The organism is Corynebacterium lubricantis DSM 45231 (genome assembly GCF_000379425.1).
Taxonomy (GTDB): domain Bacteria; phylum Actinomycetota; class Actinomycetes; order Mycobacteriales; family Mycobacteriaceae; genus Corynebacterium; species Corynebacterium lubricantis.
Genome location: NZ_KB902238.1, coordinates 105229 through 124200 on the forward strand (window position 1 = coordinate 105229; position 18972 = coordinate 124200).

An 18972-nucleotide genomic window follows, 5' to 3' on the forward strand; every position below is an offset into this window, starting at 1 on the left:
TTCGTGTCTCTCTTCTTCGTTTCTGATTCGACTAGTTGGAAAAGCCGCGGATGATTTCGAATGCCCGCAGAATTGCTCCCGCGTCCTTGTGCTTCGCCCAGACTCCTGCGTCCGCGCCGTACTCAAGACCGGAATTCATGTCCAAGCCAAGGGTACCCACGCGCAGGGCGTCTTCGAGGTTGTTGAGGTTTAATCCGCCAGCCAGCAGCGCATTCGACTTCACGGTCTCAGGCACGGTGGACCAATCAAACGGTTGCCCGCTGCCGCCCTGGCGTCCATCGAGGACAAGGCGATCGACCTTATCGACGAGTGCCTCCGCCACTGCGGGACCCTCAGCCTCCGTCATGGCAAGAGCGCGCCAGACCTCTACCCCAGCGCCGACTTCCGCACGCGCCTTATCGACGAGTTCCAGCTCGGCTTCGATGGAGCCCTGATATGGGGCGTGAACCTGGATGGCATGGATGCCGTCCTGGATCAGCGTGGCCCAGCCCTCGGTGCGTGTTGTTACCGCGACGTACTTCAGGCCTGGCTCGTGGGCGATGATTTCTGCCGATGTTTCACGTGAAACATAGCGTGGACTGTTCTCCTCAAAGATCAGTCCGCCGTAGACAGCACCCGCGGCCTTCGCCGTCTGGGCCGCTGACCAATCGGTAAGGCCACAAACCTTGTTCGGGCCGTAAACCAGCTCGCGCGCGGCGGCGTCGATGTCCGGCTTACTTGTGAGCTGAGATCCCACCAGGAAGGCATTGGAGTGCCCGCCGAGCTCGCGGACGGTCTGGGAGTTGCGGATGCCCGACTCGGAGACCACTACTGCGTCCTCCGGAAGCAGTTTCACAAGTCGTGCTGAGCGCTCCAGGTCGATGCTGAGGTCGTGGAGGTTGCGGTGGTTCACGCCGAAGATCTTGGCGCCGAGGCGGATTGCGCGCTCGACTTCCTCTTCGTCGATGACTTCGGTGAGCACGTCGAGGCCAAGACGCGCGGCCTCGGCGGAGAGGGCGGCGTACTGTTCGTCGTCAAGCACGGAGAGCATGAGCAGGATCGCGTCGGCGCCGAAGTAGCGCGCGGCGTGGATCTGCACCGGGTCGATGATGAAGTCTTTGCACAACACCGGCAGGTGCGTCTCGGCAGAGACGGTGGCGAGGTGGTTGTAGTCGCCACCGAACTTATCCGGCTCGCAGAGCACCGAGATGCCGGAGGCGTAGCGCGAGTAAATGCGTGCGATCTGACCCGGCTCGTAGTGCTCGCGGATCAGGCCCAGCGAAGGAGAGGAGGACTTGCACTCCATGATGAAGTTGTTCGCTCCCCTGCCGCCGCGCGCCAGCGAGTCGTACAACGAGCGCTCGGAGACCGGAAGGGTTGCTGGATCAACGTGGGAGATGCGTGCCTTAATTTCGTCAAGGTGACGTTTTCGGCCTTCAACAATACCCTCAAGGACGGTAGGTAATTTAGTCACTGTAATCGGTCCCCTCGTGCTCTGCTAACCAGTTCTCTACGGTGTGCTCGGCAAGCAACGTCTTCGCCTGCTCCACGCCTTCCTTGATTGTGTCGGCCTTGCCGTAGAGGTAGAACATTGCACCGGTGGATGCCGCGATTGCATCCGTGTGTGCCTGTGGGCCGGTGCCCGCGAAGGTGGCGCGCATGGCGGTCGCGTTCTCCACACCGTCGCCGCCGCGCAGGTCCTCCAGGGAGTGCTGCTGGATTCCGATGTCGGCAGGCATGAAGGAGTACTTCTCAATGTTGCCGTCGCGGTCGAGCTCCCAGACGGTGGTCTCGCCGTGAACAGCAATCTCGTCGGTACCTGCGCCATGTACCACGAGCGCGCGGCCGCGCCCGAGCTCGCGCATGGTCTCGGCGATCATCTGGCCCTGAGCCGGGTTGGCAATGCCCATGATCTGGTACTCAGGTCGCGCTGGGGAAAGCAGTGGGCCCATCGTGTTGAAGAGCGTGGACACACCAAGCGCCTTACGCACCGGCTGCACGTGCGCAATTGCGGGATTGTAGGCCGGAGCGAAGAGGAAGGTGAAGTTGGAGGCCTCGAACTGGCGCACCGCGCGCTCAGGATCGAGATCCAGCGGAATGTTCAGCGCCTCGAGCACGTCGGCGGAGCCGGACTTGGAGGAGACGGAACGGTTGCCGCACTTGATCATCTTCACGCCGCCGGCGGAGGCCGTGAGCGATGCCGCGGTGGTGATGTTGATGGTGTTTGCGCCGTCGCCGCCGGTGCCAGCGGTGTCCATGAGGCCCTCGCCGGTGATTGGGAAAGGACGTCCGGCTGCCAGGAAGGCCTTGGAGGCGCCGGCGATGTCCTCGAAGGTCTCGCCCCGTGTGCGGATGGTGGCCAGAAGAGCGGCGATGTGGATATCGTCGTAGTCACCGATGGTTAGCGGAGTAAACGCCTCGATGGCTTCCTCGAGGGAGGGGTGCTTGTTGTCTAGGAATCGCTTCAGAATCTCGAGCGACTTATCGCTTGCCATGTTAGGTTAGCCTTTCCTGGAGAGTGTCAATAATGTGTCTACGCAACGATTGAGAATTACAGGCCCTTTCGGAGTCAGGATCGACTCCGGGTGAAACTGCAGGCCAATGGCCATTTTATCCGCCGACTCGGCAGCCATGACGATCGGGCCAATGGTCGAATCGGTTGTGGCCAGGGCGACCATGCCTTCCGGGGCCTGCGTGGTGCCCAGGGAGTGATAGCGGGCGACGGGAACGATGCGGCCGACGTGTTCGGGGAACTCGGGAGCCGCGTCGACCGCGAGGCCAGCGAAGACGGGATGGGCCACACCCTCGTCGCTAAGCATCATGGCCTCGGACGTACCGTGGACCGGGCCGCACGGCTCGACCGTGCCACCGAAATGCTCGATGAGGGCCTGGAAGCCGAGGCAGATGCCGAGGATGGGGATGCCGCGCTCGAAGGCGGCGGGGATCAGCTCCATCATCACACCGGCTTCGGCTGGGTAGCCGGGGCCCGGCGAGAGGATGATCAGCGAGGGGTTTTCGGCCAGGACCTGCTCGACGGGCACGGTGTTGCGGAAGACGATGTAGTCGTAGCCGTGGAGCGCGTCGACGAGGTTGTAAACGAAAGAATCCTGGTTGTCGAGAAGAACGATCTTGCTCATCGCACGACCTCCAATTGAGCATCGGCGGCCAGCGCGATGGCGTTGAGCACCGCGTAGGCCTTGTGCAGGGTTTCATCGGCCTCGGACTGAGGGTTGGAGTCGCGCACGACGCCGGCGCCCGCCTGGACGGCCGCCACTCCCCCAGAAACGTATGCCGAGCGGATAATAATGCAGTTGTCCATGTCGCCATTTCCGCGCATGTAGCCCACGGCACCGCCGTAGGAGCCGCGGCGACGCTTCTCCACGCCGCGCAGGAGCTCGGTGGCACGAAGCTTGGGCGCGCCGGTCAAGGTGCCCATGTTCATGCAGGCTCGATACGCGTCGTAGGCGTCGAGGTCCGGTGCGAGAGTGGCTGTGACCCGGGAAACCAGGTGCATGACGCGAGAGTAGCGGTCCACCTGAAGCAGGTCCTCGACCTTGCGGGTGCCGGGCTCGGCCACACGCGCCATGTCGTTGCGGGCGAGATCGACCAGCATCGTGTGCTCCGCGATTTCCTTGGCATCGGTGCGCAGCTCGAGCTCCATGCGGATATCCAGCTCGTCGTTGATAGTGCCATCCGGGTTCAGGCCGCGCGGGCGGGTACCGGCGATGGGATAGAGCTGCACCTGGCGCGTGTCGGCAGAGTACTTCAGGTTCGACTCGGGAGAGGCGCCGAAGAGCTCGTAGGTCTCGCCATTGCGGTCCACGCCGCGCACATAAAACATGTAGGGCGAAGGGTTGGTCTCGCGCAGCTGGCGGTACGCGGCGAAGGCATCCACGCACTCAGCGGTGAAGGTACGCGCCGGCACGACCTGGTAAATGTCGCCGTTGTAGATGTTCTGCTTCAGGTTTTCCACCTGCTCGCGGAACTCCGCATCCGGGATATCCGCGGTCACGGTCAGAGTGCCCGAGGGGTTCTCCGTGGCCTGGTAGGCGTGCTCCGCGTCCGGTTCGGCTGCGTCGATCCGGGAGGCGTAATCGTCGATAAGTTCTTTGACGCTGCCCTGCTCGCCTGCCGCATTGACCGAGGTCAAATGGGCCGTGCGCGTCTTGTGGTCGATGGTGAGCAGCACCTCGGCCAGCACGAACTGGTAATCGGGGTAGGTGTTCGCCGACTCCTCGACCGCAGGCAGCTCCTCGAAGGACTCCAGGTAATCGAAGGCGATGCCTCCGCCGAGCAGCGGGAGATCCGCGTCCTCGTAGCCCGCGTGCTGCGTGAGCTGGCGCAACACCTCCGCCGAGCTAGTCGCGGTGAGGCGCTCGCGCTCGTCGGCGACCTGGGAGGCTGGGAAGTCATACTCGTTCTCGGCGGTGGCGTATTGCTTGAGCTGACCGTGCAGACGGCGTGCAATGATCTCGCCCGAGGCGGAGAGCGGCTCGATGACGACGCGGGTGCCGTTGCAGGTCACGCGTAGCGACGAGGCGAGGATCGCCACCGACTGCAATCCGGAACGGGTAGTGATATCAGCGGACTCAAGCAGCACAGAATCTGTCGACTCCGTACCACCGATATGCGCGAACAGGCTCGACGCGTTGGCGTGATAGCGCACCTCGCGTCTAGCCACAACGGGCTGGAAATTTTCCATCAGTACTCTCTTTTATGTTTATTGACCGGCTAATCGGCACCGGCTGGCTCTCGCGCCTTGAGAAGTACTGGGTATAAAAAAGACCCGCGGCGCTTGAAGCTAGCCGGCGGGCCGAATAAGTGAACGAAATTGTGGCTCGCCGTTACGCGCGCCACCACCAGTTGTTAGGAAGAATGTCGATCACGCGCTTAACTTTATGACGAGATCGTGATCCGCGCAACTGGTTTGCCATATTTACTGGCTATGGGGTTATTGGTCTGTGTTCTTTGGGGCGTTCTTTGGGGCGTCGTTGTTATCGGATTGGGAGGCCGCGCGACGCATCGCTTCGAAGTCAAGCTGCGGGGCGGGTGCAGGCTCAGGGGGTTGGTTTTCCAGATCCTCAATCGTCTTATTGACGACCGCTGCCGCACGCGCACCAAAATTGGCGCCCACGGAAACAAACACCACCGCAACGACCACCGCGATCACGGGAAGCAGCCAGAGCCAACCACCCGCGATCCACGCGAAGGCTGCGCCGAAGAGCATGACCACACCTGAGAGTAACCAAAACGGCCCCGCTACCTTGTGGGCCTGGATCCAGGTGGATTCGTTCTTGCGAACTTCCGCCACGCGCAGGCCAATATACGAATTACCAGGGAGCTTGCCCGCGGCCGCCATACCGCCCACGACGATGAGAGCAATCGCCAGAATGAGGAAAACAATGGCGACAATGAGATTGAGGGTCATAGTTTTCATCCTATCGGTGGGTGGGACATGTGCATAAATGACTTTGGTTGCGCTTTGCGGGGTGCATCTTTCTTTATGCTGGGGGTATGACAAACCTTCTGGTATTTGAATTTCCCTCTACTGGTCCATTTGGTGCGGAAGCAGAAAAGGCTTACTCCGATCTCGCCGCAGATATTGCTGAGCAAGACGGATTGATCTGGAAAGTGTGGACGGAAGATCCGGGGCGCCAGGTAGCTGGTGGGGTCTACTTGTTCCGTGACGAAGCAAGCGCGCAGGCGTACGTGGAGAAGCACACTGCGCGCCTGGCTAGCTTTGGCATCACGGAGATCTCCGCTACTTCCTACGAGGTCAACGAGGCACTTTCGCTCGTTGATCATGCAGTTCTGAAGCGGTAGACATTCTTGCTTGGTTTCCTGGCTAGTTTCCTGCTGATTCGATCAGGTTGCTGCCCGGAAGAGCTTCCTTGGCCTGCACCGCGCTCGCCCACGCCTCAGTAGTGGCGACGGTTGCGAAATTGGAGTTGAGCAAGGTCATCAGGGTTTCATGGACCTGCTGGGCTGGGGCCTGGCCTGCAGCGTTGCCCAGGTTGATGGCTCCGGTGGCATCGGAAAGGACTTCTACCTGCAGGCCCTTTGGCTCAGCGTCAACAGAGGTGGCGAGAATGCAGTTGTTCGTCATATAGCCAACGAGAGTGATGGTGTCTACTTCGTGAGATGCCAACCAGTCCTGCACTCCGGTGCCTGGGAAAACTGAGCTGTAGCTCTTCGTGAAAGTCGCCCAGTTCGCGGTTGCGCGTTCCTTGATCTCGGGGTGCGACTCCTGTGCCTTGGTGCCCGGGGCGAAGACGGGGAAGCCGTCCGGATACTCGTGTTCGATGAGTGCGATGGGCAGACCTTCGGCTTCGGCAGCGTCAAGCACCTGGTGGATCTTCGTTAGGGACTCTTCCCGTGGCGGGTACTGGATTTCAAGCGGACCTTCGAAGTACTCGTTTTGCACATCGACGATGATGACGGCGCGGCGGGGATTGCTCATTGTGACTCCTAGTTAGGTGTGAATTCTTGCTCCTTCTAGTGTGCCGGGGCCCGGCAAGGTAGCGTGAGTGGCTGAAGCGCACACTATCGATGGAATTAGGCCAAACATTCGGATTGCAATACACGCTTTTGACGGAATCACGATGTTTCACGTGGCCTCCCCGCTTGCTGTATTCGGCGAGGTGGCGCGACTTGGGATTGCGTCGGATTGGCAAACCCAAGTCTGGAGCCACGACGGCCTGCCAGTGCGAACTGCTGAAGGACCAATTCTTAGCGACGTAGCGGGACCCGAGGTGGTTGAGCAGGCTGACCTGCTTGTTCTCCCCTCCTGGCATGCAGATTTAAGGACCCCAGAAGAACCGCTCGTCGGGCTGATCCAGTCGGCCCACATTCGTGGTACAGAAATTGCTGGCTTATGTCTTGGTGCCTTCCCGGTGGCTGCAGCAGGAATTCTTGATGGCCGAAGTGCTGTGACGCATTGGCGTTGCGCTGACCAGCTCCAAGTGGCTGCGCCCCGCGTCGACGTGGATCCCGACGCCCTATACCTCGACCACGGTGATGTGATGACCTCCGCTGGGACTGCATCTGCTCTCGACGCCTGCCTCCACCTCGTCCGCAAACACTTGGGTGCCGACGCAGCCACAAAAGTTGCTCGGCAATTAGTTATTGCTCCGCATCGCGATGGTGGCCAAGCCCAATACATCGAACGCCCCCTGCCAGTGGATGTTTCCGATGATGCGATACAAGGTGTCATGAACTGGGCGTTGGCAAACCTTGACCAGCCGCTTGCGGTGGCAGATCTCGCAGCGCGAGCAAGAATGAGCACCAGGAATTTCACCCGCAAGTTTCGGGAGTTGACGGGCGCAACGCCCGCTCAGTGGGTCACGGAAAAGCGTCTCGACGAATCCCGTCGCCTCCTAGAGACAACCTCCTGGACGGTAGAACGTGTAGCCAGGACCTGCGGGTATGGATCGCCCGTGACTTTCAGGCAGAGTTTCCTTGCTGCTTATGGCACGCCTCCCTCGGCGTACCGCAAGCATTTTACAAATGGGGTTGACTAAGCGATTCGACAAGTTTGTATTGAATAAACCCACCTTATGCTTCCTTATCCGTCACCCGTGGGAGAAAATGAGCGGGTAAGGCATGACCAATCCGAATTCGCCATGCTCTTTCACTGTCATTGTCCACTGTTATTTCTCGCATACGTGAAAGTACGCCTATAAACTTCAAAAAAATCGCGAGCAGCTTGCTGTTTAGGATTGTCGTCGCGATTATCCTTGGCATCATCTGTAGCCTGTTCTTCCCAACGTGGCTCGCACGCGTGTTCATCACGTTCAACTCGTTGTTCAGCAATTTTCTGAACTTCTTCGTTCCCGTGCTGATCTTCGCGCTGATCACCCCTGCAATCGCCAGCCTGGGACGCGGCGCTGGGAAGTGGTTGGGTATCACCACCGGTGTGGCTTATGGTTCGACAGTCCTGTCGGGTCTCATCGCCTACGGCGTGTCCCTAGCGCTCTACCCGACCTTGCTCGCTGGAGACCAGCTAAACACGAACGTCGATGATATCGACGAAGGCGGGCTAACCCCGTTCTTCACCATTGAGATCCCGGCTCCTTTCGAGGTCATGACAGCGCTTGTCCTCGCATTCTGCGTGGGCCTGGCCATGACCGCAGTAAAGTCGGACACGCTGTTCAAGGTCACTCTTGATTTCGAGCGCGTGATCATGAAGATCATCACGTCCTTTGTGATTCCGTTGCTGCCGCTGTTCATTTTCGGCATGTTCCTGAACCTGGGTATGAACGACAACCTCGGTTCGACGCTTTCGGCCTTCGGCAAGGTGCTCATCCTCGCCGTCGTGATGACCTGGATTTACCTGCTCCTGCAGTACATCGTGGCAGGTGCTATCGCGCGTAAGAACCCATTCACCGCGCTGAAGAACATGATGCCGGCGTACTTCACTGCGCTGGGTACCTCTTCCTCGGCTGCAACCATTCCGGTGACGCTGCAGTCCACCCTGCGTAACAATGTCGACCGCAACGTGGCCGGCTTCGTGATTCCGTTGAACGCGACCATCCACCTCGCTGGTTCGATGATGAAGCTAACGCTCTACGCGTTCGCGATTATTTACATGGCGAACATGGACATCTCGCTCGGCCTGTCCATCGGCTTCATCTTCATGCTGGGCATCACCATGATCGCCGCGCCGGGTGTGCCTGGTGGCGCCGTGATGGCAGCTACTGGTTTGCTCGCCTCGATGATTGGTTTCGACGAGAACCAGGTCGCCCTGATGATCGCTGCCTACATCGTGATCGACTCCTTCGGTACCGCTGCGAACGTCACCGGTGACGGTGCAATCGCGCTGATCATCAACCGTTTCGCCGCTGGCAAGATCGAGGCAGTCACGGTTGAGGACTACGAAGAGAAGGCTCTCGCCGGCGTCGATGGCGGCGGTGAAAGCTTCGGGGAAGAGGACATCGTCCAACCCGAAGATCTGCCGCAACACAAGCACGAGAAACCTGAGTAGTTTCGCTTCTTTGTTCTCGACTAGTTAGCCGCCGCCCTTCTGGGTGGCGGTTTTCGCGTTTCTGGGCTGTCTGCCGGGCTGGTTGCCAACCGCGGCCAACCGCTGCGCCACTTTAACGGTTGAAGTTTAACGAAAGCCAAGGTCGCTGTTTCGGGTGCACAGCTGACGACGACGGTTTTCGTGGACCCTCAACCGTTAAGGTGGCAAGGAACCTCCCGATATGATCAGCACATGATCTTTGCAGCGAACCTCGCAGACCTGGAGCCCGGCCGCGGGCTGAAACTAGCCACAGAAAACGGCGATATTGCCGTATTCAAAGACACCACCGGCGAAGTATTTGCCATCGATGATCGCTGTAACCACCTCGGCGCCTCACTCGCGCAAGGCACCTGCACCGACGGCATCGTCGATTGCTGGCTGCACCACGGGCAATACTCCGCGAAAAGCGGAGAGACACTCCGCTACCCCGCCCACGGCAGCCTCAATACCTACCCAGTGGAGATCCGCGACGGGGAAGTTTGGGTGGATCCTAAGCAGGCCTAACCCGTCTGCATAACCTCGAGAGGCCACGGCCTGCGGAACTGAGGCGGGTGCTTCTCAAACGGATAGCCCAGCGAGACCTCAATGTGGCTCACGCCATCTACGCGCGTTTCCGCCGGAATGTGCAGGTGGCCGTGAATGGCCATGCGGGCGTGGTATTTCACCGCCCAATCCCTGGTCGCGGTGGTGCCGCACCACAGGGCGATATCTGGCTCGGTGAGTCGGTGCGTTGGCTCGATCACGAGTGGCCAGTGGTTCACCAAAATGGTTTCACCGCGCACCGCATCGAGGCGATCCTCCGAGTATTCGATGCGCTCGGCGCACCATTGTTCGATGTCTACGTAAGGTGCGATGGCGAGCTCGTCGTCAAGCTTGATCTTTGCCCTTGCCACCGCCTGCTTCGCGGTCAGCCCCAGCGGGCGGAACGTGTAATCGTAGAGTGTGAACAGTGGGCAGACGGTCACGCCGCCGAAGACGGGGAACGGGTCTTCGGGTGTAACCACGCCGATGGCGCGCAGCTCGCCGACAAGCGCACGGTAGCGGGCTTTGCCGTTGACGCGGTCGGAGGCGCGGTTGAAGAGCTCGTGGTTGCCGGGTACCCAGATGACTTTGGCGAAGCATTCGGCAAGCGGTTTGAGGGCGCGGACGACGTCGGGGATGCGTTCGGCGACGTCGCCGGCGACGATCAACCAGTCGCCGGGGTCGCGCGGAGCAAGCTTATCGACGACCGCCTGGTTCTCCTTGAACGTGACATGGATGTCACTGACTGCCCACAGAGTTCTTGCCATAGTCCGAGGTTAGCCTAGGCAGGCGCCGTTTGTAGCTGGGTTTCTACTTTGTTGTCGCCCTTCCCCTTCGCGAGTGTGACTCCGAGGAAGGTGACCAGGAAGCAGCCGGCCATGTAGATAGCCGGGTAGGTGATTGATCCGTTGCCGAACTCGAAGAGCGCAGTGACAATCATCGGAGTCAGACCTGCGACGATTGCACCGTTGGTCTCGCGAGCGAGAGCGGTGCCTGTGAAGCGGGTGCGCGTTGGGAAGAGATTGGCCAGGAACGCGCCCTGTGCACCCGACGTACACGCCAGCACAACGCCATAAGATACGGCCAGCGCTGCGAAGGCTGCGAGCGAGTTGCCCGAGACCAGTGCTTGGAACAGCGGGAAGGCAAAGAAGAGGCCGACGAGGGCCCCAAAAGCCATGGTCTTTCCGGCGCCGAACCGATCTCCTGCCATGCCTCCGACCGGCGACATGAGAATGCCGATGAGGGAACCGAGCAGCACGACGGCTAGTGCCGTGGTGCGCTCGAGGCCGCCGTAGGTGACCATGATGGTGATCGAGGCAATGGAGATGATGTAGTTGTTGGCGTTATGACCGGTCACGGCCATGAAACCGAGGATGACCTCGCGCCATTGGGTGCGCAGCAGCTCGGCTAGTGGGGTCTTCGCCTTCTTCTCGCGCTCGTCCTTGGCATCCATGGCGGCTTTGTAGTCGGGGGATTCTTCAAGCTTGGTGCGGATGTAGATGGCCACGAGGAAGAGCACCGCGGAGGCCAAGAATGGCAGGCGCCAGCCCCAGCCATAGAAGTTCTCCTCGGGCAGCGCCGCCACGGCGAGGAATGCGAGTGTGGCTACGGCGGATCCTGCTGGTGGCATTGCCATGACTAGGGAGGTCCACAGGCCTCGCTTGCTTGGAGTGGCGTATTCCGCCACCAGCGTCATGGCTCCGGAGAGCTCGGCGCCTGCGCCGAGGCCCTGGAGCAGCCGCAGGAGGACCAGCAAGACGACGGCCCAGATGCCTATATCTTGCGCCGTCGGCAGCAAACCAATGCCAACGGTGGAGATTCCCATGATGATCATGGTGAACAGCATTGCTGGCTTTCGCCCACGCTTGTCACCCCAGTGAGCGATGAGCAGTCCGCCAAACGGGCGGGCGATGAATCCTACCGCGAACGTGGCAAAAGCCGCGATGGCCTGGCCACCGTCGAGCTGGCCGAAGAACAGGGGGCCGATGACCAGGGAGGCGGCAGCGCCGTAGAGTGCGTAGTCGTACCACTCCACCAGCGTGCCCAGCATCGAAGCGAGGACTGCGCGGCCACCGCCCGGGCGAAGGCCAGCCTTGGTGGCCCTGGAAGTTTTAGTGGACAATTTAGTTATCCTTCCAGTTCAAGGACACCAGGTCTGGGTGCAGCTCGGACAGGGAGTTCACACCCATCAGCTGCATGGTGCGCGTCATCTCGGAGCGCATGATGTCTAGCAAGCGCACAACCCCTTCTGCTCCTCCGGCCATCAGACCGTAGAGGTAGGCGCGACCGATGAGAGCTGCGTCGGCACCGAGAGCGACCGCGGCAACGACATCTGCGCCCGACATAATGCCCGTGTCGACGAGCACGGTTGGCTCGTCGCCAAGCCTCTTGCGTACTTCCGGCAGCGTGTGCAGCGGGACCGGTGCGCGGTCGAGCTGGCGACCGCCGTGGTTGGACAGCACGACGCCGTCGACGCCTGCTTCCATGGCGCGCACGGCATCGTCGGCAGTTTGGATGCCCTTGACCAGCAAGGTGCCCTTCCACTGATTGCGCAGCCACTGAATGTCGCTGAATGCCAGCGTCGGGTCAAACATATTGCCAATCTGTGCGATCGACTTCGTGCCCTCGCCGAAGTTGGTGAAGCCCAACGGCTTGGTGGTGAGGAAGTTGAACCACCACTCCGGGCGGTAAGACGCATCGAGGACAGTCTTTGCCGTAAGTTGTGGCGGGAAAGTCATGCCGTTGCGTGCGTCGCGGTGGCGCGCGCCCGCGACTGGGGTGTCCACGGTGACGATCAGAGTGTCGTATCCAGCGCGGTCTGCGCGTGCAATCAGATCCTCGGAGATTTCACGAGATTCGCGGGCCATGTAGAGCTGGAACCACTTGCGGCCGTACGGGCCCGCCGCGGCAACTTCTTCAATATTGGCCGTGCCCACGGTGGATAGGGAGAACGGGATGCCAGCCTTGTGAGCTGCAGTAACGCCCGCCATCTCCCCTTCCGAGTGCATCATACGGGTGAATCCCGTTGGCGCGATGGCCAGAGGCATCGATGACTCGGCCCCAGAGAAGGTAGCCGTGAGGTCGACGTTTTCCACGTCGCGCAGCACCTGCGGGTGGAAAGAGAGCTCGCGGAAAGCCTGGCGTGCGCGTCCGAGCGAGATTTCCTGCTCGGCGGCGCCTTCGACGTAGTCGAATGGGCCACGCGGCGTTCGTCGTTTAGCGATGGCGCGCAAGTCCCACACGTCCTGTGCCCCATCGAGCCTGGCTTGACACGATTCGCTGTCGGCTTCTTGAACTTCAAAAAATCGGTGAATATGGATGGGTCGGGCAGCTGCCGATCCATCGGAACGAGACGCTTGGTCATCGGAGTCCTTTGCACTGCAGAAATAGGTGATAAGGGGAACGAAAACACTGTATCGGGCGGCTGGGAACTTCTGGCTATTTGGTTCGCCGATAAGCAGTGACGTGCTGCTGTTGATGTTCTACGCTTGTAGTAGATCACCAGCATGAGAAAGGTTGTTTCCGATGGCTGGGCTTGTACTTTCACTTGAGCTGAAGGGCTTTGACGAGGGCTACGAATTCGTCCTTTTGGCAGATTCCTCGTTTGCCATGCACTCGTTGCATCAGGCGATCCAAGTGGTATTCGATTGGACAGGTTCTCATCTGTGGAATATCACCGGTAGTGACGGCTCGATAGTAGATATGGACCAAGGGTTTCAGGTCGGTATAGGAAGACTTCTCGGTGCGGTGGGTGACTCTGCAACCTATCGCTATGACTTCGGTGATGGTTGGGAAGTTGCGGTCGAGGTGAAAGAGAAATTGGACGCCGCGACAGAGCATTTTGCCCTGATGAAAACAGCAGAATTCCGCGGAATTGACGATGTAGGTGGCATCCCCGGGTTAAAGGACATTTATAGCCTCGCCTCGCGGGCGTTCCGGGGCGACGAGTTGTCGCGGGGGGAAAATGACCTCTTGCAGCAGTACACCGGCGAGCGCGGGGAGGCAGCATTTCTTCATCTCACGGAGCCCCGCGGGGACGAGATTCAGGTAAAGCTCGCCGAGCTGTCTATCTTTCCTCCTTTCCCCTCGGCTCGCGACATCGAGTTGCGCTACGAGGAAAATCGAGAGTTCTCTGAAACGAATTTTTCCCTTCTCGCGCTGCGTGAGCTGGTTTCGCTGGGTCAAACCGCTGATGAAGTATCAAGCCAAGAGGTCACCGAATTGGGCGTCGTGCCATTGCGATATCTGCGATTTGTTGACACTCACGATGTACCTCTCACTCCCGCGGGATATATCAAGCCAGCGGCACTCGAAGAGTTGATGTCCGCGATTAGGCTCGAACGCCCCGTTCCCCGAAAAGAGCGAGACGTGGACGCGTTGTTTGGGTTGCGCGAATGGCTGCAGCTGACTGGGCAGGTAGAAGTGCATGGGGGAAATCTGCGGGTGACTTCTGCGGGGAAGGGCTCCATTCGTCGTGAATTGATTCCTGAGATGGTGATGTTGCTCTATCCCACAAAGTTAGAAACGATGAGTTGTTTTGCCGAGGAATTGGCCATGGCCAGTGGTGTTGCTCCCCTCAGAGTTCTTGAGCTTTCTCGTCGAGTAGTGCCCTTGAACCAACAGTATTCCTCCGATGATCTGACTCGGCCGACTCTTGCGTTGCTTGAAGTTGCAGGGTGGATGAATCCCAAAGGCGAGCTGGGGCCCAAGGCGAAGAGGTACCTGAGTACGTTGTTGAATAACATGCTGGACGGTGTGGATGAGTCTAGGGGGGATTCGGCGTCGGCCGGAGTTCCGGAGATCGTCGATACGCTCTGCGATCTAAGCGCAACATTTAATACATTGATCAGTGCGGTCGACCTGAAGACATTCAGTGAAGAATTGTCGGAGGATGATTTCATTCGGTTGAGTGCTCACTTTGCGCCTGTGATTACTGCAGCATTACGGCCGTTCTCCGGAGGTGGCATCGTTGTTCCGTGGGAGCCTGAGGAGTCGATTGACCCACGGCTGACCACAATGCTTCTCGATTCTGGCGTGGACATGGTCAGTGCCCCTGAATTGACGTTGCTAGACACTGTGGTGCTTTGCTTCGAGGACTGCGGCTTCATCGTTGACGCGCGCGAGAATGGCCATTATGTCCTGACCGAGCTGGGCCTGGAAGTTATGGACGAGCCCTATGCTGCTGTTTATCCGATCCTGCATGGGCTGTTGCCCGGTTTCTATGGAAACGAGAACTTCGTTGTCCTCCTGGATGGATTGGCTAGTTTAATTGGGCGCACCAAGGCTGCGCGATTGCTCGGAGTTGAGGAGCAGTCTTTGAATATGACGCTCGGTAACAATTCCGAGTTGCCATATGCCAAAGGTCGGTCCCAGCAGATTCCGGAGATGGCGAATGTGCTGCGCGACTTCTTCGGAATGCAGAAGGTCAATCCGTTGCTGGGTGAAGTACCAGAGTTGACGTCGCTGGGTCGTATTGCGATTACTCACGCCATTGCGGAGCGACTTCGAGAGATGACCCCCGAGACGAGGCCGTGATTAGGCAATGTTTCACGTGAAACATTGCTACATCTCGAGGCATCGCGAGAGCTGCCGTCCCGTCACGCTTTCGAGGTTCGGGCGGAGAATGCTTGTCGACGATGCCCTAGTTCCAGGAGGGCTGGAGTGAAAGTCAGTGTTCTTCAGTGTTCCTCACTAATAAGAGTGAGGCTGTCAGTGATACAAAATGGGCTGTCACTAACAACTTTCACTCCCTCACTAATAGAAAATGGGCTCTCACTAATAAAAGTGAGCTCTCACTGATAAAAGTGACGCTGTCACTCACATGAGTGAGGAACTTAGAAACAATAATTTACGTGAAACATCCCTACTCCCCCAAGTACCGTCCCGTCACACTCTCCGAATTCGCAGCCACTTCCTCCGGAGTGCCCGTAGCAACAATTTGGCCACCGTCGACTCCCCCGCCCGGCCCCAAATCGATGAGGTAATCCGAGTTTCGAATCAGGTCGAGGTCGTGCTCAATGACTAGCACCGTCGCACCCTTATCAATCAGTCGCTGCAGCACCCCGATCAGCGTAGCCACGTCCTGGGGGTGCAATCCGACCGTGGGCTCGTCGAAAACAAAAAGCGCACTCTCTTGTTTGTGATGTAGCTCCCCGACCAGCTTGAGGCGCTGCGCCTCACCGCCCGAGAGCGCCGGGGTTGCCTCGTTGAGCGTGAGGTAGCCCAGCCCGACATCGCTCATCGCCTGCAAAGTGCGATGGACTTTTGCTAGGTCTGCCGTGTGCTCTAGGGCCTCGTCGATAGTCATGGCAAGTAGCTCGGGCAGTGCGAGACCGCCACGCCGGTACTCGCTGGCCTCCGGCGAATAGCGCGAGCCGCCACATTCAGGGCACGTAATGTCCACGTCGGGCAGGAACTGCACGTCCAGCGAAATCTTGCCGGTGCCTTCACATTCAGGACATTTCAGCTTGCCGGTATTGAAGGAGAAATCACCAGCCTTCAGGCCGCTGACCTTGGCATACTCGCGTCGCAGCTGATCAAGCACGCCAGTATACGTACCCACCGTGGAGCGCACGTTCGCGCCGATCGGCGTCGCGTCGACGACATGCACGGTCGCAATTCCACCATTGCTTATCGACGACACGTGCGCCGGCTCCTTGCCCTGCAGCGCAGGCACGAGCGAGTCGAGAACAAGGGTGGTCTTGCCGGAACCGGAAACTCCGGTCACGGTGGTCATGCGACCGACGGGAAGCTTTACATCGAGCGCGTGCACCGTATGCAGTGGTGTGGTGGTGATGTGAATGTGGTCATCGGCCGGGCCGAGGGGCTCGCGGGCATTAACGGTCGTGCGGCCGGTGATGTAACCGCCGATCAAGCTATTGGAAACTTCCTCGATCGAGCCCTGAGCGGTGACCTCTCCCCCGTGCCTACCCGAGGCTGGTCCGATCTCGATGAGGTGGTCGGCCTCGGCGAGCACGCGCGGATCATGATCGACCATCACTACTGAATTGCCACCGGAAAGCAGATCGCGGATCACTCCGTGCAGACCCTCGAGGTTGGAGGGATGCAGTCCGATGGAGGGCTCGTCGAGGACGTAGAGCACCCCGGTGGTTTCATTGCGCACCGCGCGGGCCAGCTGGACGCGCTGGCGCTCGCCGGTGGAAAGGGTGTTTCCAGCGCGATCCAGCGAGAGGTAGCTCAAACCGAGCTCGACGAGTCGCGCACCCATGTGGGTGAGCGTGTCTGCAAGCGTCAGCGCCATTTTGCTCATGGGTTCTGGCACGGTCTCGGGTACGTGTTCCGCCCAATCCATGACTTCGCGCAGGGTGAGGGCTGTGACATCGGCCAAGGAGGAATCGTCGATAAGCGGTGTCCGTGCCTCTTCGGACAACCTTGTGCCGTGACAGCTGGGGCACGTGCGCTCCGTGAGGAAACGTGCGACTTTGGCGAGGCGCTTGTCGTTGTCGGCGCGTTTGAGCTCCTCGGTGACGGTGAGGCGTGCGTTGCGGAAGGTGAAGTCGAGGTCGTGGACGCCTTTCTTCGTGGTGACGGTGATGTGCTTCTTTTCCTCGGGGCCGTCGAGGACGATGTCGCGCTCCCAGTCCTCGAGGTCCTGCCAAGCGACGTCGGTGCGTACGCCGAATTCGCGCACGATGTCGGGTTGGACGTTGAATCCGAAGGTTTGCCAGGGCAGGACGGTGCCTTCGTCGATGGATTGAGCGGGGTCGCGGATCAGGCTTGCGTCGTCGACTTCGCGGATGGTGCCCAGGCCCTCGCAGGTGGGGCAGGCGCCGTCGGAGTTAAACGCAAGGTCCTCCGCGCCGGGCGGGTTGAACTGAACACCACAGGTTGCGCAGGTCACGGGCTTTTCGGCGGCGACATTCAGGCTCGGTTCGTTGTAATGTCCGTTCGGACATTTGTGGCGGGCGAGGCGGGAGAAGATGAGGCGAATGACGTTGAGCAGCTCAGTAGTGGTGCCGAAGGTGGAGCGCACATCGGGGACTGAGGGGCGCTGGCGCAGCGCGAGGGCTGCCGGGACGTGGGTGACGCGGTCGACGTCCGCGCGCGGGGCGTGGCTCATGCGCCGGCGGGTATACGTAGACAGGGCCTCGATGTAGCGACGCGAGCCCTCCGCGTAGAGCACGCCCATGGCGAGCGAGGACTTACCGGAACCTGACACACCTGCGATGGCGACGAGCTGGCCGAGCGGGATATCTACATCGATGTTCTTGAGGTTGTTGACGCGGGCGCCGCGGACCTCAATGTGGGTCGGTTGAAGCATGGTCCCAGGTTACTCGGGACTTCTCCGGCTGGGGCTTCAGCCGAATGATGTGAATGCTCACCAGCACAGCGATGATGGGCAGGACAATCCACGTCGCGGTAGCGCCGATGAGAAGCGCGGAAATGATGATGCCCAGCCACATGACAGCGAGCGTGCGCGCCTTGTGCTTCGGCGTCATCGCGTGATTGTAGTAGTTGGAGATATAGGTGCCGAAGACCTTGTGATTGAGTAGATATTTGTGCAACCGCGTGGAACTGCGCGCGAAGCAAAAGGCGCTGAGCAGCAAGAACGGTGTGGTTGGCAGGATGGGAAGGACGATGCCGATCGCGCCGAGGGCGAGAGAGACTACCCCCACGGTGATCAGGATCGGCTTGAGCATACCTAATACTCTACAACTTTAGATTGAGGGATTGAAGTGGTCATTCGGGCCGCTTCTGTTTTGGGCCGCCTCTGCGCGCGTAATGTGGTGTCATGGCTGAGATTACGAAGACCTATTCCATCGACCTCACGCGCGAATCGCAGAGGCATTACAAGGCAACGAACGGCAAGGGCGCAAGCATCGAGTTCGGTCAGGGCGAGGGCCTGATGTCCCCCGTCGAGGTGCTTCTTGCTGCGCTCGTCGGGTGCACCGCCGTGGACGTCGACGTAGTTACTTCTCGACGATCGGAGCCCACCGAATTCACTGTCCACGCCGAAGGCGACCGGGTGAATGAGGAAGGTGCCTCGCGCCTCAGCGACGTGCGCGTTGGATTCACCGTCCACTTCCCTGACGATAAGGCCGGTCAGCAGGCGCAGGGCCTAGTGGATAACCTGATTCGCATCTCGCATGAAAAGGACTGCACGGTGTCGCGCACCGTCGAGCACGAGACGAACGTGACGTTTGAGAATTTGAGTTAGTAAACCGGGCTCGAAACAAGGTTGCGTCCAATAGTGTGGTGTACAGCTACCGCCTGGTGAACCCCCCCTGCCGACCAGCAAGGAGACCACCGCGGTACCTTTCGACTCAGCTCCTACACATCCTCGAAAGGACACCAACGATGGCCTCCGCGCCCAATCATATCGACCCCACCGGATACCTCGACGACCTGCTGGCCCAAGCCTCACCCGATCTGATGCGCCAGATGCTCCAGGACACCATCAACCTCCTGCTGTCCGCCCAAGCCGACCA

The 18972-nt window shown here is 59.7% G+C and carries 17 protein-coding genes and 1 pseudogene; 7 read left to right on the forward strand and 11 right to left on the reverse strand.

Features of this window, described 5'->3' with window-relative positions; genetic code table 11:
- Window positions 1-31: 31 nt before the first annotated feature.
- The 5 genes from trpCF to A37O_RS0114260 form a co-directional block, all read right to left on the reverse strand.
- Window positions 32-1459, reverse strand: a complete 1428-nt coding sequence (trpCF, locus tag A37O_RS0114240) for a bifunctional indole-3-glycerol-phosphate synthase TrpC/phosphoribosylanthranilate isomerase TrpF (RefSeq protein WP_026196405.1) — start codon at window positions 1457-1459, stop codon at window positions 32-34.
- Window positions 1446-2474 (reverse strand): anthranilate phosphoribosyltransferase, encoded by a 1029-nt coding sequence (gene trpD / locus A37O_RS0114245; protein WP_018298189.1) that lies wholly within the window; start codon window positions 2472-2474, stop codon window positions 1446-1448. The genes trpCF and trpD overlap by 14 nt, the downstream gene beginning before the upstream one ends.
- A 6-nt stretch (window positions 2475-2480) precedes the next feature.
- Entirely contained in the window at window positions 2481-3116 is a 636-nt protein-coding gene (locus tag A37O_RS0114250; RefSeq protein WP_018298190.1) for an anthranilate synthase component II, read from the reverse strand.
- Window positions 3113-4681 (reverse strand): anthranilate synthase component 1, encoded by a 1569-nt coding sequence (locus A37O_RS0114255; protein WP_018298191.1) that lies wholly within the window; start codon window positions 4679-4681, stop codon window positions 3113-3115. The genes A37O_RS0114250 and A37O_RS0114255 overlap by 4 nt, the downstream gene beginning before the upstream one ends.
- 249 nt (window positions 4682-4930) lie before the next feature.
- Window positions 4931-5407 carry an SdpI family protein gene (locus A37O_RS0114260; RefSeq protein ID WP_018298192.1) on the reverse strand — a complete coding sequence of 159 codons (477 nt, stop codon included), beginning with the start codon at window positions 5405-5407 and terminating at the stop codon, window positions 4931-4933.
- Between the two features lie 86 nt (window positions 5408-5493).
- Here A37O_RS0114260 and A37O_RS0114265 point away from each other — a divergent pair, with 86 nt between their 5' ends.
- Window positions 5494-5802, forward strand: coding sequence for a monooxygenase (locus tag A37O_RS0114265; protein ID WP_018298193.1), 309 nt, complete (start codon window positions 5494-5496; stop codon window positions 5800-5802).
- Window positions 5803-5824: 22 nt separating this feature from the next.
- Here A37O_RS0114265 and A37O_RS0114270 read toward each other — a convergent pair whose 3' ends face one another.
- Window positions 5825-6439, reverse strand: a complete 615-nt coding sequence (locus A37O_RS0114270) for an isochorismatase family protein (protein ID WP_018298194.1) — start codon at window positions 6437-6439, stop codon at window positions 5825-5827.
- 106 nt (window positions 6440-6545) lie between these two features.
- Here A37O_RS0114270 and A37O_RS0114275 point away from each other — a divergent pair, with 106 nt between their 5' ends.
- The 3 genes from A37O_RS0114275 (at window position 6546) to A37O_RS0114285 (ending at window position 9505) form a co-directional block, all read left to right on the forward strand.
- A complete protein-coding gene (locus tag A37O_RS0114275; protein ID WP_026196406.1) occupies window positions 6546-7499 on the forward strand; it encodes a GlxA family transcriptional regulator in 954 nt (317 codons plus the stop codon).
- Window positions 7500-7657: 158 nt separating this feature from the next.
- Window positions 7658-8962 (forward strand): dicarboxylate/amino acid:cation symporter, encoded by a 1305-nt coding sequence (locus A37O_RS15605; protein ID WP_083912676.1) that lies wholly within the window; start codon window positions 7658-7660, stop codon window positions 8960-8962.
- Between the two features lie 231 nt (window positions 8963-9193).
- Window positions 9194-9505: a Rieske (2Fe-2S) protein gene (locus A37O_RS0114285; RefSeq protein WP_018298197.1), complete on the forward strand. Its 312-nt coding sequence runs from the start codon at window positions 9194-9196 to the stop codon at window positions 9503-9505.
- Here the strand turns inward: A37O_RS0114285 and A37O_RS0114290 are convergent.
- Genes A37O_RS0114290 through A37O_RS15745 form a run of 3 tightly spaced genes read right to left on the reverse strand, consistent with a single transcriptional unit; the run spans window position 9502 to window position 12756 of the window.
- The gene (locus tag A37O_RS0114290; protein WP_018298198.1) at window positions 9502-10290 is read right to left on the reverse strand and encodes a metallophosphoesterase family protein; all 789 of its coding nucleotides are present in this window, start codon (window positions 10288-10290) and stop codon (window positions 9502-9504) included. The two genes, A37O_RS0114285 and A37O_RS0114290, sit on opposite strands and share 4 nt — an antisense overlap.
- Window positions 10291-10304: 14 nt before the next feature.
- Window positions 10305-11645, reverse strand: a complete 1341-nt coding sequence (locus tag A37O_RS0114295; protein ID WP_018298199.1) for an MFS transporter — start codon at window positions 11643-11645, stop codon at window positions 10305-10307.
- Window position 11646: 1 nt separating this feature from the next.
- Entirely contained in the window at window positions 11647-12756 is a 1110-nt protein-coding gene (locus A37O_RS15745; RefSeq protein ID WP_342661967.1) for an alpha-hydroxy acid oxidase, read from the reverse strand.
- Between the two features lie 292 nt (window positions 12757-13048).
- On the opposite strand from A37O_RS15745, the gene A37O_RS0114305 reads away from it, so the two are divergent.
- Window positions 13049-15058 carry an IS1096 element passenger TnpR family protein gene (locus A37O_RS0114305; protein ID WP_018298201.1) on the forward strand — a complete coding sequence of 670 codons (2010 nt, stop codon included), beginning with the start codon at window positions 13049-13051 and terminating at the stop codon, window positions 15056-15058.
- 328 nt (window positions 15059-15386) lie between these two features.
- Here A37O_RS0114305 and A37O_RS0114310 read toward each other — a convergent pair whose 3' ends face one another.
- Both A37O_RS0114310 and A37O_RS0114315 read right to left on the reverse strand, forming a co-directional pair.
- Window positions 15387-17804: an excinuclease ABC subunit UvrA gene (locus A37O_RS0114310; protein ID WP_018298202.1), complete on the reverse strand. Its 2418-nt coding sequence runs from the start codon at window positions 17802-17804 to the stop codon at window positions 15387-15389.
- The gene (locus A37O_RS0114315; RefSeq protein ID WP_018298203.1) at window positions 17782-18183 is read right to left on the reverse strand and encodes a YbaN family protein; all 402 of its coding nucleotides are present in this window, start codon (window positions 18181-18183) and stop codon (window positions 17782-17784) included. The genes A37O_RS0114310 and A37O_RS0114315 overlap by 23 nt, the downstream gene beginning before the upstream one ends.
- A gap of 92 nt (window positions 18184-18275) precedes the next feature.
- Here A37O_RS0114315 and A37O_RS0114320 point away from each other — a divergent pair, with 92 nt between their 5' ends.
- Both A37O_RS0114320 and A37O_RS16610 read left to right on the forward strand, forming a co-directional pair.
- Entirely contained in the window at window positions 18276-18701 is a 426-nt protein-coding gene (locus tag A37O_RS0114320; RefSeq protein ID WP_018298204.1) for an OsmC family protein, read from the forward strand.
- Between the two features lie 140 nt (window positions 18702-18841).
- A pseudogene (locus A37O_RS16610) lies at window positions 18842-18972 on the forward strand (IS256 family transposase); the annotation flags it as partial.

Bases quoted from the DNA above. Each gene is read 5' to 3' on its own strand.
- trpD (WP_018298189.1), bottom strand. From the start codon at position 2,474: ATGGCAAGCGATAAGTCGCTCGAGATTCTGAAGCGATTCCTAGACAAC.
- A37O_RS0114265 (WP_018298193.1), top strand. From the start codon at position 5,494: ATGACAAACCTTCTGGTATTTGAATTTCCCTCTACTGGTCCATTTGGT.
- A37O_RS0114305 (WP_018298201.1), top strand. From the start codon at position 13,049: ATGGCTGGGCTTGTACTTTCACTTGAGCTGAAGGGCTTTGACGAGGGC.
- A37O_RS0114290 (WP_018298198.1), bottom strand. From the start codon at position 10,290: ATGGCAAGAACTCTGTGGGCAGTCAGTGACATCCATGTCACGTTCAAG.
- A37O_RS0114250 (WP_018298190.1), bottom strand. From the start codon at position 3,116: ATGAGCAAGATCGTTCTTCTCGACAACCAGGATTCTTTCGTTTACAAC.
- A37O_RS0114255 (WP_018298191.1), bottom strand. From the start codon at position 4,681: ATGGAAAATTTCCAGCCCGTTGTGGCTAGACGCGAGGTGCGCTATCAC.
- A37O_RS0114310 (WP_018298202.1), bottom strand. From the start codon at position 17,804: ATGCTTCAACCGACCCACATTGAGGTCCGCGGCGCCCGCGTCAACAAC.
- A37O_RS0114315 (WP_018298203.1), bottom strand. From the start codon at position 18,183: ATGCTCAAGCCGATCCTGATCACCGTGGGGGTAGTCTCTCTCGCCCTC.
- A37O_RS0114285 (WP_018298197.1), top strand. From the start codon at position 9,194: ATGATCTTTGCAGCGAACCTCGCAGACCTGGAGCCCGGCCGCGGGCTG.
- A37O_RS0114320 (WP_018298204.1), top strand. From the start codon at position 18,276: ATGGCTGAGATTACGAAGACCTATTCCATCGACCTCACGCGCGAATCG.
- A37O_RS0114260 (WP_018298192.1), bottom strand. From the start codon at position 5,407: ATGACCCTCAATCTCATTGTCGCCATTGTTTTCCTCATTCTGGCGATT.
- A37O_RS0114270 (WP_018298194.1), bottom strand. From the start codon at position 6,439: ATGAGCAATCCCCGCCGCGCCGTCATCATCGTCGATGTGCAAAACGAG.